Annotated in this window: 12 protein-coding genes; 6 read left to right on the top strand and 6 right to left on the bottom strand. The window is 72.4% G+C overall.

Going from position 1 to position 12,721, the window contains the following annotated elements; genetic code table 11:
- Positions 1 to 36: 36 nt before the first annotated feature.
- Both ACFV5N_RS16100 and ACFV5N_RS16095 read right to left on the bottom strand, forming a co-directional pair.
- Entirely contained in the window at positions 37 to 837 is an 801-nt protein-coding gene (locus ACFV5N_RS16100) for an ABC transporter permease (protein ID WP_385599557.1), read from the bottom strand.
- Positions 834 to 1,796, bottom strand: a complete 963-nt coding sequence (locus tag ACFV5N_RS16095) for an ATP-binding cassette domain-containing protein (RefSeq protein WP_385599554.1) — start codon at positions 1,794 to 1,796, stop codon at positions 834 to 836. Before ACFV5N_RS16095 ends, ACFV5N_RS16100 begins: the two co-directional genes overlap by 4 nt.
- A gap of 70 nt (positions 1,797 to 1,866) precedes the next feature.
- On the opposite strand from ACFV5N_RS16095, the gene ACFV5N_RS16090 reads away from it, so the two are divergent.
- Positions 1,867 to 2,661, top strand: a complete 795-nt coding sequence (locus ACFV5N_RS16090) for a TetR/AcrR family transcriptional regulator (protein ID WP_385599551.1) — start codon at positions 1,867 to 1,869, stop codon at positions 2,659 to 2,661.
- Positions 2,662 to 2,721: 60 nt separating this feature from the next.
- On the opposite strand, the gene ACFV5N_RS16085 is transcribed toward ACFV5N_RS16090, so the two are convergent.
- Complete coding sequence (locus ACFV5N_RS16085) at positions 2,722 to 3,882, bottom strand: acyl-CoA dehydrogenase family protein (protein WP_385599548.1); 1,161 nt, start codon at positions 3,880 to 3,882, stop codon at positions 2,722 to 2,724.
- 103 nt (positions 3,883 to 3,985) lie between these two features.
- Between ACFV5N_RS16085 and ACFV5N_RS16080 the strand changes: the two genes are divergently transcribed.
- Positions 3,986 to 5,329: a UDP-glucose dehydrogenase family protein gene (locus ACFV5N_RS16080; RefSeq protein ID WP_385599545.1), complete on the top strand. Its 1,344-nt coding sequence runs from the start codon at positions 3,986 to 3,988 to the stop codon at positions 5,327 to 5,329.
- 86 nt (positions 5,330 to 5,415) lie between these two features.
- Here the strand turns inward: ACFV5N_RS16080 and ACFV5N_RS16075 are convergent, their stop codons facing one another.
- Entirely contained in the window at positions 5,416 to 6,690 is a 1,275-nt protein-coding gene (locus ACFV5N_RS16075) for an LCP family protein (protein ID WP_385599544.1), read from the bottom strand.
- 99 nt (positions 6,691 to 6,789) lie between these two features.
- Between ACFV5N_RS16075 and ACFV5N_RS16070 the strand changes: the two genes are divergently transcribed.
- On the top strand, positions 6,790 to 7,320 hold the full coding sequence (locus tag ACFV5N_RS16070; protein ID WP_385599542.1) for an acyl-CoA thioesterase: 531 nt from the start codon (positions 6,790 to 6,792) through the stop codon (positions 7,318 to 7,320).
- A 42-nt stretch (positions 7,321 to 7,362) separates the two neighbouring features.
- Here the strand turns inward: ACFV5N_RS16070 and ACFV5N_RS16065 are convergent, their stop codons facing one another.
- Positions 7,363 to 8,283: a DNA-3-methyladenine glycosylase family protein gene (locus ACFV5N_RS16065; RefSeq protein ID WP_385599540.1), complete on the bottom strand. Its 921-nt coding sequence runs from the start codon at positions 8,281 to 8,283 to the stop codon at positions 7,363 to 7,365.
- Between the two features lie 38 nt (positions 8,284 to 8,321).
- Positions 8,322 to 9,569, bottom strand: coding sequence for a peptidoglycan recognition protein (locus tag ACFV5N_RS16060; protein ID WP_385599537.1), 1,248 nt, complete (start codon positions 9,567 to 9,569; stop codon positions 8,322 to 8,324).
- A 128-nt stretch (positions 9,570 to 9,697) separates the two neighbouring features.
- On the opposite strand from ACFV5N_RS16060, the gene ACFV5N_RS16055 reads away from it, so the two are divergent.
- From ACFV5N_RS16055 to ACFV5N_RS16045, 3 genes are all read left to right on the top strand, one after another.
- Positions 9,698 to 10,465, top strand: coding sequence for a TIGR03089 family protein (locus ACFV5N_RS16055; protein ID WP_385599534.1), 768 nt, complete (start codon positions 9,698 to 9,700; stop codon positions 10,463 to 10,465).
- Positions 10,466 to 10,504: 39 nt separating this feature from the next.
- Entirely contained in the window at positions 10,505 to 10,720 is a 216-nt protein-coding gene (locus tag ACFV5N_RS16050) for a hypothetical protein (RefSeq protein ID WP_385599531.1), read from the top strand.
- Positions 10,721 to 10,836: 116 nt separating this feature from the next.
- On the top strand, positions 10,837 to 12,678 hold the full coding sequence (locus ACFV5N_RS16045; protein ID WP_385599528.1) for an LCP family protein: 1,842 nt from the start codon (positions 10,837 to 10,839) through the stop codon (positions 12,676 to 12,678).
- The last annotated feature ends 43 nt before the right edge of the window (positions 12,679 to 12,721 follow it).

The raw sequence follows: 12,721 nt of genomic DNA, 5'->3' as shown, positions 1-12,721 counted from the left end.
CCCCGGAACGGCGGGGCGCGCGCCCCTCGGCGCCGGTCAGCGGCTGAGCCGCTGGTACCGGCGCACCGCCAGCGGCGCGAACACCGCCACCAGCAGCACCGGCCAGGCGATCGCCAGCGCCACCGCGTTCTCCGCCGGCCAGCTGGTGCTCCCGCCCGCCAGTCCCGGGTTGCCGAACAGCTCCCGCATCGCCGCCACCGTCGCCGACAGCGGGTTCCACTCCGAGATGGTGCCGAGCCACCCGGGCATCAGCTCCGGGGCCACGAACACGTTCGAGACCGCCGTCAGCGGGAAGGCCAGCGGGAAGATGATGGTGCCGACGGTGTCCGGGTTGGGCACCAGCAGCCCCACGTAGATCCCGATCCAGGTCATCGCCATCCGCAGCGCCAGCAGCAGCGCCACCGCCAGCAGGGCGTAGCCGGCGCCCCGGTGCCAGGTCCAGCCCACCAGCAGTCCGCAGACCAGCAGGACGGTCATCTCCAGCAGCGCGCGGAACAGGTCCGCCACGCTGCGGCCGGTCAGCAGCGCCGAGCGGGCGATCGGCAGCGAACGGAACCGGTCCACCACCCCGCGCTGCGCGTCGTGCGCCACCGAGGTCGCGGTGGCCCCCATCCCGTACAGCATGGTCATCGCGAACACGCCCGGCAGCAGGAACTCGCGGTAGTTGCCGCCGTCCGGCACCTGCATGCCGCTGCCGAAGACGTAGCCGAAGACCAGTACGAACGTGATCGGCAGCATGAAGTAGACGCCGATCTCCTCGGGCGAGCGCACCACGTGCGCCATGTTGCGGCCCGTCATCACCCAGCTGTCGGCCGCCGCCAGTCGCAGCTTCCTCATGCCGCCACCTCTGTCTTCCCTGTCCGGTCCGCCGTGAGCCGCAGGAACGCCTCGTCGAGCGTGGGCCGCCGGGTGCCGATGTCCTCCACGGTCAGCCCGGCGCCGTGCAGCGCCCGGACCACCTCGGTCAGCGCGGCCACCCGGTCGGTGACCGGGGCGCCCACCCGCCGGGTGTCCGCGTCGGTGACGGCGGGGGAGCCGGTGACGTGTTCCAGCAGGGCGGCCACCGTCACCAGGTCGGCGGCGCGCCGGGTGACGATCTCGATCCGGTCGCCGCCGATGCGGGCCTTGAGTTCGTCGGCGGTGCCCTCGGCGATGACCCGGCCGGCGTCGACGACGGATATCCGGTCGGCCAGCTGGTCGGCCTCCTCCAGGTACTGCGTGGTGAGCAGCACGGTGGTGCCGGCGGCGAGCAGGCCGCGCACCGCGTCCCACACCTCGTTGCGGCTGCGCGGGTCGAGTCCGGTGGTGGGCTCGTCCAGGAACAGCACCCGGGGGGTGCGGATGATGCTGGCCGCCAGGTCGAGGCGGCGGCGCATCCCGCCGGAGTACTGTCCGGCCGACTTGCCGGCCGCGTCGGTGAGGGCGAACCGCTCCAGCAGTTCGTCGGCGCGCCGCCCGGCCGCCCGCTTGGACATCCGGTGCAGCCGCCCGAACATCACCAGGTTCTGCCGCCCGCTCAGCGTCTCGTCCACGGCGGCGTACTGGCCGGTGAGCCCGATGACGCCGCGCACCCGCTGCGGCTCGCGCGCCACGTCGTAGCCGCAGACGGTGGCGTGTCCGGCGTCGTACCGCAGCAGGGTGGCCAGTGACCGTACGGCGGTGGTCTTGCCGGCGCCGTTCGGGCCCAGCACGCCGTGCAGGGTGCCGGCCGTGACGGTGAGGTCGAATCCGTCGAGGGCGTAGGTGTCGCCGTACCGCTTGCGCAGCCCCTCCGCCACGATCGCGTGTTCCGCCATGGGTGGTGCCTTCCTGTCCCCGAAACTGTGTATGTCATACACTACTGTCTACACGATACACAGTTCTAGGATGGCGTCAAACGACAGCGGACAACGAAGGGAGTGGGGGAGCGGCATGGCGCGGCGCGACCCGGAGCGGACAGCCGATCTGCTGTGGCGGCGGCAGCAGTCCGGCAGCAGGGGGCCGCGCGGCTCACTGACGATCGATCAGATCGTCGGTACGGCGGTGGAGCTGGCCGACGCCGAGGGCATGGCCGGGGTGACCATGAGCAAGGTCGCCAAACGGCTCGGGGTGACCACCATGTCGCTCTACCGGTACATCCCCGGCAAGGACGATCTCGTCGACCTCATGTTCGAGATGGCGACGGGGCGGCCCGACACCACGGGATGGCCCACCGGCTGGCGCCCCCGGATCCGCGCCTTCTCCCGCGCCCAGTACGAGATCCTGACCGGCCGCCCCTGGCTGCTGGACGTCCCCATCGGCACCCCGCCGATGGGCCCCAACAACATCGCCTGGATGGAAGCGGGCCTGGCCGCGATGGAGGACACCCCGCTCACCGCCGAGGACCGGATGGGCGTGCTCAGCGTCATCTCCGGCTACGCCCTCACCGAGGCCCGGCAGGCCGAGGTGATCCGCCGCGCCACGCCCAGCACCGGCGTCAGCTACGACGAATGGGGCTCCATCTACCACAAGGTGCTGTCCCGCGTCGTCGCCGAGGGCGACTACCCCGCGCTCGGCCGCATCGTGGCCGAGGGGGTGTTCGAGGACGACCGGACCACGCCGGAGGAAGAGTTCGCCTACGGCCTCGACTTCCTCCTCGACGGCATCGAAGCCCTCATGGAGAAACGCCGGGCACAGCGGTGAGCGGCCCCGCGCCCGGCGCGGAGCCGCTCACCGGAGGCTCATCGGGGACCGCCCGGCCCGTTACGGCAGATTGCGCGCCATCACCACGCGCTGGATCTGGTTGGTGCCCTCGTAGATCTGGGTAATTTTTGCGTCCCGCATCATCCGCTCCACCGGGTAGTCCCGGGTGTAGCCGTAGCCGCCGAGCAACTGCACCGCGTCCGTGGTGATGTCCATCGCCACGTCCGAGGCGTAACACTTGGCCGCCGCCCCGAAGAACGTCAGGTCCGCGTCCCCGCGCTCGGAGCGTGCCGCCGCCGCGTACGTCAGCTGCCGCGCCGCCTCCAGCTTCATCGCCATGTCGGCCAGCATGAACTGGACGCCCTGGAAGTCACCCACCGGACGCCCGAACTGCTTGCGCTCGGCGACATACCCCTTGGCGTAGTCCAGCGCCCCCTGCGCGATGCCCAGCGCCTGCGCCGCGATGGTGATCCGGGTGTGGTCCAGGGTGCGCATCGCGGTCGCGAAGCCGGTGCCCTCCTCGCCGATCAGCCGGTCGCCGGGGATGCGGACGTTGTCCAGGTACACCTCGCGGGTCGGCGACCCCTTGATGCCCAGCTTCTTCTCCGGGGCGCCGAACGACACGCCCTCGTCGCCCTTCTCCACGACGAACGCCGAGATCCCGCCCCGGGTGCGCTTGTCCGGATCGGTGACCGCCATCACCGTGTAGAACTCCGAGACCCCGGCGTTGGTGATCCAGCGCTTCACCCCGTTCAGGACCCAGCCGTCCCCGTCCCGCACCGCCCGGGTCCTCATCCCGCCCGCGTCCGAGCCCGCGTCCGGCTCCGACAGCGCGTAGGAGAACATCGCCTCGCCCCGCGCCAGCGGCGCCAGATAGCGGGCCTTCAGCTCCTCGGAGCCGGAGAGCAGCACCGGCATCGAGCCCAGCTTGTTGACCGCGGGGATGAGCGAGGAGGAGGCGCACACCCGCGCCACCTCCTCGATGACGATCACCGTCGCCAGCGCGTCCGCGCCGCCGCCGCCGTAGCTCTCGGGGACGTGCACGGCGTGCAGGTCGCTGGCCACCAGCGCGTCCAGCGCCTCCTGCGGGAACCGGCCCTGCTCGTCCACCTCCGCCGCGTGCGGCGCGATCTTCGCCTCGGCGAGGGCGCGGACGGACTCCCGGAGCAGCTCGTGCTCCTCGGCCGGCCGGTAGAGATCGAAGTCCGCTGCTCCTGCCACCGCTCTCACTCCTGTGTGACGCGCCAGATGCTAATGACTGTTAAGTAACTTCACCCTAGATCCTGGAGACCTCCCCCCGCCAGACGGGGACTATGCTCGCTTCATGCCCTCGCTCAAGATCACCGTCATCGGCACCGGCTATCTCGGCGCGACGCATGCCGCCGCCATGGCCGAACTGGGCTTCGAGGTACTGGGCCTCGACATCGCCGAGGAGAAGATCGACCTGCTCAGAGCGGGTCGCGCCCCGATGTACGAGCCCGGTCTCGAAGATCTGCTGCGCCGTCACGTCGCCGGGATCGAGGGCTCCACCGGACGGCTGCGCTTCACCACCTCCTACCCGGAGGCCGCCGAGTTCGGCGACGTCCACTTCATCTGCGTCACCACCCCGCAGAAGGCGGGCGAGTACGCCTGCGACATGAGCTACGTGGACGCCGCCGTCGCCTCGCTCGCCCCCCATCTGTCCCGGCCCGCGCTGGTCGTCGGCAAATCCACCGTCCCGGTCGGCTCCGCCGCCCGGCTCGGCCAGGTCATCGCCGGACTCGCCCCGGCCGGCCCCGACGTCGAACTCGCCTGGAACCCCGAGTTCCTGCGCGAGGGCTTCGCGGTCCAGGACACCCTGCGCCCCGACCGGATCGTCGCCGGTGTCACCAGCGAGCGCGCCGAGAGCACGCTGCGCGAGGTGTACGCCACCCCCATCGCCGAGGGCTCGCCGTTCCTGGCCACCGACCTGCCCACCGCCGAACTCGTCAAGACCGCCGCCAACGCCTTCCTCTCCACCAAGATCTCCTTCATCAACGCGATGGCCGAGATCTGCGAGGCCGCCGACGGCGACGTGGTGCGGCTCGCCGAGGCGCTCGGCTACGACGACCGGATCGGCCACAAGTTCCTGCGCGCCGGCATCGGCTTCGGCGGCGGCTGCCTGCCCAAGGACATCCGCGCCTTCATGGCCCGCGCGGGCGAACTCGGCGTGGATCAGGCCCTCACCTTCCTGCGCGAGGTCGACTCCATCAACATGCGGCGCCGCGCCCACATGATCGAGCTGACCAGGGAAGCCCTCGGCGGCTCCGTGCTCGGCCGCCGGATCGCCATCCTCGGCGCCACCTTCAAGCCCGACTCCGACGACGTACGCGACTCCCCGGCGCTGAACGTCGCCGGCCAGCTCCACCTCCAGGGCGCCCAGGTCACCGTCTACGACCCCAAGGGCACCGAGAACGCCCGCGCCGTCTTCCCCACCCTGCGCTACGCCGACACGGCGCTGGCGGCGGCGGTCGGCGCGGACGCCGTCCTGCATCTGACGGAGTGGCGGGAGTTCGGCGAGCTGGACCCGGCCGCCCTGGCCGAGGTGGTCACCGAGCGCCGCATCCTCGACGGCCGCAACACCCTGGACCCGGCGGTGTGGCGCAAGGCCGGCTGGACCTACCGCGCCATGGGCCGCCCCACCGCGTAACCCGGTCCGCCCGTGGGGACGCCGCCGCCCCGCCGCGGGAACGCGGCGGGGCGGTGTGCGTACGGCGGCGGGGCCGGGCGGGGGGGTCAGTCCTTCACCCCGACCGTCACCTTCTCGTCGTTGTTGATCTGGCTCATCAGCAGTTCGGTCTGCTCCATGTCCCACAGCACCGCGGAACCCTTGTCGGTGGCGTAGCCGGGGTTGGCGACCGGGATGTTCATCTGGTGCGCGCCGCGCATCGCCAGGAACATCTGCCCCAGCCCCCACAGGCTCATGTCCTTGTCCACGATCAGCGCGTCCGTGGTGGCGCTCAGCGTCGGGTACAGCCGGAACGGGTTCAGCACGGTGGCCGGCGACCCCGCCTGGCTGGAGATGGCGCCCAGGAACTTCTGCTGGTTCTTGGTGCGGCCCAGATCGCCCTCGGCCTCCTGGTACCGCTGCCGGTTGAACGCCAGCGACTCCGAGCCGTTCAGCGTGTGGCAGCCCTCGGCGAAGTCGGCGCCGCTCTTCTCGTCCTTGATCGCCTGGTCGAAGCACATCTCCACACCGCCCAGCGCGTCCACCACATTGGCGAACCCGCCGAAACCGATCTCCACGTAGTGGTCGATGCGCACGCCGGTGTTGTACTCCACCGTGCGCACCAGCAGCTCCGGGCCCTCGATGGCGAACGCGGCGTTCAGCTTCTGCTGCTGCGCCGGGATGCGGTTGCCGGAGACCGAGCCGGTGAACTCCGGGATCGTCACCCACGAGTCGCGGGGCAGCGACACCATCGTGGAGCCGTTGTCGCCGACGTGCAGCAGGATCATGGTGTCGGTCCGCTTGCCCTCGGCCGAGCCGGTCGACAGGTCCTGCTTCTGCTCGTCGCTGAGCCCCTCGCGGCTGTCCGAACCCACGATCAGGTAGTTGGTGCCCTTGCCGCTGTCCGGCCGGTCCTCCACGGAGGCCAGGTCCACCTCGCGGTTCAGCTTGCTGTTCGCCCAGAGGTACGTGCCGGTCGCGATCACCACCAGCGCCAGCACCAGCGCGAGCACGGAATACCCTATCCGCCGCCCCCAGCGCTTGGGCGGACGCGGACCGTCGTCCCCCTCGTACGGGCCCCGGCCGGGCGGCGGCGGCCCGGGGCGGCGCGGCGGCGGGGCCTGGCCGGAGCCCCGGTAGATCTGCCCCTCGTTGTACCCGCCGCCGTACGCGTCGTGTCCGCCGCCTCTCGGCTGGGGCGGCCCCTGGGGAGCACCGGTTCCCGGCCGGCGGACATGCGGCATCACCCGCGCGCCCTCGGGGCTCGCGCTGCCGCTGCCCCGCCCGTACCGGTCACCGCGCGGCTGATCGTCGTCCGTCCATCCCTGGGGCCAGTCGCTCATAACACAGCAGTGTCCCCCGGGCCCGTGATCGTTGGGGAGTGGTGCCGGTCACTTGTGGCAGAGCTGATGCACAAGGATTCCCCGTCTTACGCTGGTCTTATGACAGATCCCGTCATGGCCCGCCCGGAGAACGATCTTCCCGGCAAGCCCACCGCCGCGTCGCGCACCACCCTGTCGCACATCATGACGCAGAACGACACCAACCTCATGGGCACCGTGCACGGCGGCGTCATCATGAAGCTCGTCGACGACGCCGCGGGCGCCGTCGCCGGCCGGCACTCGGGCGGTCCCGCCGTCACCGCCTCGATGGACGAGATGGTCTTTCTGGAGCCCGTCAAGGTCGGCGACTTGGTGCATGTCCACGCCCAGTGCAACTGGACGGGACGCTCCTCCATGGAGATCGGCGTCAAGGTGATGGCCGAGCGCTGGAACGAGTCCACCCCCGCCACCCGCGTCGGCACCGCCTACCTCGTCTTCGCCGCCGTCGACGACAACGGCAAGCCCCGGCCGGTCCCCCCGGTCCTGCCGCAGAACGACGAGGACCGGCGCCGCCACCAGGAGGCGCAGATCCGCCGCAGCCACCGGCTGGCCAGGCGCCGCGCCATCAAGGAGTCGCGCGGCCTCGGCTGACCCGTGTGACCTTTCCCTCAGGTCCCCCCGGGCCCGGCCGCCTCACAGCCTGGCGATCCGCGCGTGCCGCTGGCGCGGAGCACGCCGGGCCGGGGCGACGCCCGACAGCAGGATCAGCCGCGCCGCCCGGTACCGCTGCCCCGCGTACGGCTCCAGCAGTTCCAGCATCCGCGCGTCGTCCGCGCCCCGCACCCCGGTGAGCGCGTAGCCGATCAGCCCCGGCAGATGCAGATCCCCGACCGTCACCGCGTCCGCGGCACCGTTGCTGCGCTGGAGCGTCTCGGCCGCCGTCCACGGCCCGATGCCGTCCACCGCGCACAGCCGCGCGATCGCCGACGGCAGCTCCATCGCCGCCGCCTCCTCCATCCGCCGCGCCACCCGCGCCGCGCGCACGATCGCCGCCGACCGCTTGCCGTCCACCCCCGCCCGGTGCCACTCCCACGACGGGATGCGCACCAGGGCGCGCGCCCCCGGCGGTACGTACAGCTCCGGCGCCCCCGGGGCCGGCTCCCCGAACCGGCGCACCAGCAGCCGCCACGAGCGGTGCGCGTCCTCGGTGGTGACCCGCTGCTCCAGCACACACGGCACCAGCGTCTCCAGGACCTGCCCGGTGCGCACCAGCCGCAGCCCCCGGTGCCGCCGCCACGCCTCGGCCACCACCCGGTGCCGGGGCACGAACGCCGACGGATCGTCCGCGCCGCCCAGCAGCCCGGGCAGCCGCTCCAGCACCCACCCGGCACCCGGGCCCCAGCCCGCGGCACGCACCGTCCCGTCCGCGCCCTGCCGCAGCCGCAGCGTGGCCGGACCGTCCGGGGTGCGCGTCGCCCGCCACAGCGAGCCGTCCGGATCCGCGCGGAACGCCGGATCGTACGGCCCGCGCCGCAGCACTCCCAGGCTGCGGCGCAGGTCGTACGGGTGGTCCCCGGGCGGGGTCCACTGCTGTTCGAGGGGGCGTTCCGTCATGGCCCGGCCAGGCTAGCCGGTGGCCGGGCCCATGCCGCTCAGCGCCCCTGGAGCTTCGCTGCGGTGGAGCGCACGGTCGGCAGCTGGGCGTACAGCTTCTGGCCCGGGCACTCGGTGGAGAAGCCGTCCCGGTGGCCGGAGACGTTGTCCATCTTCACCGTGACGCCCTTCGCGTACAGCCCGCCGCCCATCGAGGTGCGGTTGCGCGAGCCCTTCGGGTTCAGGTTGTGCAGGCCGAGCTTCCACGCGGTCAGCTGGGCGACCGCGTCCAGCGCCTTGGCGGGCGGGGCGGTGTCGCCGTAGCTGCCCAGCAGGGCCACGCCCATGCTGTTGTGGTTGAAACCGGCCGTGTGCGCGCCCTGGACCGGCTTGTCCACGCCCCCGGCCCGGCCCTCGTAGATGGTGCCGCACTTGTCGACGAAGAAGTTGTAGCCGACGTCCCGCCAGCCCTGGGACACCACGTGGTAGCGGTAGATGCCCCGGATGAGGGCGGGCGCCTCGGAGCAGGAGTAGTTGTTGCCACCCGCCGTGTGGTGCACGAACACCGTCTTCACCATGTCGGTGTAGGCGAACGCGCTCTCGCGCAGGCTCTCGTCGGCGCCCCAGCCGGCCCGGGTGGTGATCGGCGGGCGCGGCCCCGGGTAGGAGGAGGAAGCGGCGGCGGACTGGGAGCCGATGTCCGAGGACTGCGCGTCGCCGCCGCCGGTGGCCGGGGCGGTGGACCCGGCGCGCTCCACCTCGATCCCGACCCCGGTGTCCGGGTCGATCAGCTCCAGGGTGAGCCCCTCGGGCAGCCCGTCCACCGGCGCCCCGGCGTCCTCGGGCCACACCCGCACCTGGACGCCGTCCGAGGCCCCCACCCACAGCGGTGCGGTGCCGCCGCGCACCTCGCCCCCGTCCGCCTCCGCCGAACCGGCGTCGGGGGCGTGGTCGGTGTGGGTGTCCAGCGGCTGCCACCCCGACCAGGTACCGGACTCGGCGTCCCGGGTCCGCACCTCGACCCCGCCGTGCAACTCCTCCTCCGGGTCGGCCCAGACGACGCCGAGGAGGGAGAACGGCTCGGTCTCGCGGGCCGGCAGCCCGACCTCCTCGCCGTCGGAGGAGCGGACGGAGGTGGCGAGCGGTGCGAGCGCCAGTGACTGAACACCGGTCACCTCCGCCGGGGCGGTGGCCGATCGGGGGACGGGCGCGGCGACGGCCCCGCCGGTGCCCAGCGGCACGACGAGCGGGACGGCGAGGGCGGCGGCGCAGGTGACTCCGACGGTGGAAGCAATGAATGCACGCATGACAATGATCGTGGACATAGTGGTTCAAATCTGTCCATTTGTAATCTGACGCTCCGTAAGCAAGAAGCCGCGCCGCCCGGTCCCCCGGGCCGCAGTGCGCACAACCCGCCCGGCGTACTGTGGCGGTGATGAATTCTTCCGAACACACCCCCGCCGACCTGCTGCGTTCCGCCCTGGCCGGCGACCCCGGCCGGCCCCTGGTGACGTACTACGACGACACCACCGGTGAGCGGGTGGAACTCTCCGCGACCACCCTCGCCAATTGGGTGGCGAAGACCGGCAACCTCCTCCAGGACGAACTCGGCGCCGAACGCGGCGCCCGGCTCGCCCTGCTGCTGCCCGCCCACTGGCAGACCGCCGTCTGGGTGCTGGCCTGCGCCGCCACCGGCGTCGTCGTCGACCTGGACGGCGACCCGGCCGAGGCCGAGATCGTGGTCGCCGGGCCCGGCCGGCTGGAGGAGGCGCGCGCCTGCCTCGGCGAGCGCATCGCCCTCGCCCTGCGCCCGCTCGGCGCCCGGTTCCCGCAGGGCCCGCCGGCCGGCTTCGCCGACTACGCGGTGGCGGTGCCGGGACAGGGCGACGCCTTCACCGCCTACGACCCGCCGGAGCCGGCCGACCCGGCGCTGACCATCGGCGGCCGGACGTTCAGCGGCGCGGCCCTGCTGGAGCGCGCCCGCGCGGACGCCGCCGCGCTCGGTCTCTCCGCCGGCGACCGGCTACTGTCCGTGCGCGGCTGGGACACCTGGGAGGGCCTGTCCGCCAGCCTCTTCGCGCCGCTGGCCGCCGGGGCGTCGGTGGTGCTGTGCCCGAACGCCGCCCAGGGGCCCGGCCGGCTGGACGAGGCGGCGCTCGCCGCCCGCCGGACGAGCGAGGGCGTCACCCACTTCGCCGACTGACGGTGGCCGCCGGGGCGGCGGGGCCGCAGGATCGGCTCCATGAGGCTGCCCCGACAGGCCACCCGACCCCGGCCGTACGAGGAAGACACCCCCGCCGTCCGTCCGCAGCCGTCCGCCGCCCGCTGGGCGCGGCGGCTCGCGGTGACGGTGGCGGCCGTCGTCCTCGCGGTCGCCGGCACCGGGTACGCGGTGCACCACGGCTTGATCTACGCGTCCTCGCTGCCGACGAAGGCGCCGAAAAACGGAAGTATCTGAACAAGCGATCCCACCGTCCCGGGTGGAATACGTCACCGCGGTGCGGTGCCCCGGAACCGTGCGACTAGTGTGTGCCGTCTGACTTCGCAGTCGGCTCACGGAGGGCGCACGGTTACGTGGACGCGCAGGGACGTGGAGGCGCGGGCGACATCGATCCCGCGGACCAGTGGGTGTTGAACCCGGAGACCGGTAACTACGAACTGAGACTGCCCGGTGACAGCACCGACGGGCCCGCCGGGCCGCGCACCGGCGTGCGCTCTCCGGCGCCCGACGGCACTCCTACCCCGCGTCGCACTCCGCCACACCAGCGTCGCGCTCCGTCCGCGCCCCGGGACGACACCAGCCGGGGCACCGGCGGCGGCACCGGGGCGGGCGAGCGGGCGGGCGGGCGGGCGGCCGAACGGACGGGGGAGCGGACGGGGGAGCGGACCGTACCGGCCCAGCGCGGATCGCGCCGGGCCGCCGCGTCCGGCTCCGCCGGGACGGCCGCCTCCGGCGGCAGCCGGGCGGACCGGCGCAAGGCCCAGGCCAGGAAGAAGGGCAAGGGCAAGAAGGCCCTGATGTGGATAGGCGGGGGCCTGGCGCTGCTGCTCGTCGTGGGCTGCGCCACCGCCCTGTACGCCTACAACCGCCTCAACGGCAATATCGACAAGGTCGACGTGGTCGGCCGGGACAACCCGTTCCAGAAGGGCGAGCCGGTCAATGTGCTGTTCATCGGCACCGACAAGCGCACCGGCGCGGGCAACGAGGACTACGGCAACAGCGGGGACGAGGGCCGCGCCGACACCGTCATACTCCTGCACTTCTCCAAGGACCGCACCCACGCCACCGGGCTGAGCATCCCCCGGGACCTCATCACCGACATCCCGGAGTGCGAGGTCAAGCAGGACGGGCGGACGGTCACCATCCCCGGCACCCCGCAGACCCGCTTCAACTACAGCCTCGGCGTGGACGGCCGCGACCCGGGCTGTGTGTGGCGCACGGTCGAGGAGATCACCGGCGTCGAGATCAACCACTTCATGATGGCCGACTTCAACGCCGTCAAGGACCTGTCCACCGCGGTCGGCGGCGTCGAGGTCTGCCTCGCCAAGGACATCAGCGACGACAAGTCGCACTTCCACATGGAGGCGGGCACCCACCGCCTGCAGGGCGAGGACGCGCTGGCGTTCGTCCGCACCCGCTACGGCGTCGGGCAGAGCAGCGACCTGAGCCGGATCAAGCTCCAGCAGCAGTTCCTCGGCTCGCTCGCCCGCGAGATGGTCGGCACCCTGAGCGAGCCCACCAAGCTGTGGGGCCTGGCCGACACCGCCACCAAGGCGCTGACGGTGGACACCGGCATCGGCACCATCCAGAAGCTCAACGACATCGCCCAGGAGCTGGGCAAGGTCCCGGTCAAGGACATCAGCTTCGTCACCCTCCCGGTCGTGGACAACCCGGACGAGCCCGAGGGCGCCAAGGCCACCGTCGTCCTCGACGACGCCAAGGCCGGGCCGCTGTTCCGGATGCTCCAGGAGGACCTGTCGCTCACGGACTCCGGCGACGACAAGAAGGACGAGGACAAGGACGAGGAGAAGGTCGAGCCGGCCCCGGCCGGCGAGGTCCGGGTGGACGTCTACAACGGCGGCCAGGTCATCGGCGCCGCCCAGGACACCGTCAACTGGCTCCAGAACACGCACGGCGTACTGCTGTCGACCAACGCCTCCAACGCCGACGGGCAGGAGACCACCACCCTGGAGTACGGCCCCGACCAGGCCGGCCAGGCCGCGACCCTCGCCGAGCTGATGGGCCTGCCGAAGAAGGCGCTCAAGGAGGGCTCGGCGGACGCGGGGGACACCCCGATGGTGCTGATCCTCGGTGACGACTTCAAGGGTGTGGGGATCCCGATCGAGGTCAAGGCCGAGAAGCCGGCCGACGTGGACACCATCACCGCCGACGACGAGAGCATCTGTGCCTCCTGAACGCGAACCCGAGTCCGCGGCCGGTCCCGGCCCCGCCGCGGAC

It is taken from the genome of Streptomyces sp. NPDC059853, assembly GCF_042731495.1.
Lineage (GTDB): Bacteria > Actinomycetota > Actinomycetes > Streptomycetales > Streptomycetaceae > Streptomyces.
The sequence above is the reverse complement of the archived record's forward strand: the minus strand, read 5'-3'. Positions and strand labels throughout refer to the sequence as shown.

Coding starts and splice junctions, on each gene's coding strand:
- ACFV5N_RS16090 (WP_385599551.1), top strand. CDS start 1,867: ATGGCGTCAAACGACAGCGGACAACGAAGGGAGTGGGGGAGCGGCATG.
- ACFV5N_RS16065 (WP_385599540.1), bottom strand. CDS start 8,283: ATGACGGAACGCCCCCTCGAACAGCAGTGGACCCCGCCCGGGGACCAC.
- ACFV5N_RS16095 (WP_385599554.1), bottom strand. CDS start 1,796: ATGGCGGAACACGCGATCGTGGCGGAGGGGCTGCGCAAGCGGTACGGC.
- ACFV5N_RS16060 (WP_385599537.1), bottom strand. CDS start 9,569: ATGCGTGCATTCATTGCTTCCACCGTCGGAGTCACCTGCGCCGCCGCC.
- ACFV5N_RS16070 (WP_385599542.1), top strand. CDS start 6,790: ATGACAGATCCCGTCATGGCCCGCCCGGAGAACGATCTTCCCGGCAAG.
- ACFV5N_RS16050 (WP_385599531.1), top strand. CDS start 10,505: ATGAGGCTGCCCCGACAGGCCACCCGACCCCGGCCGTACGAGGAAGAC.
- ACFV5N_RS16100 (WP_385599557.1), bottom strand. CDS start 837: ATGAGGAAGCTGCGACTGGCGGCGGCCGACAGCTGGGTGATGACGGGC.
- ACFV5N_RS16055 (WP_385599534.1), top strand. CDS start 9,698: ATGAATTCTTCCGAACACACCCCCGCCGACCTGCTGCGTTCCGCCCTG.
- ACFV5N_RS16075 (WP_385599544.1), bottom strand. CDS start 6,690: ATGAGCGACTGGCCCCAGGGATGGACGGACGACGATCAGCCGCGCGGT.
- ACFV5N_RS16080 (WP_385599545.1), top strand. CDS start 3,986: ATGCCCTCGCTCAAGATCACCGTCATCGGCACCGGCTATCTCGGCGCG.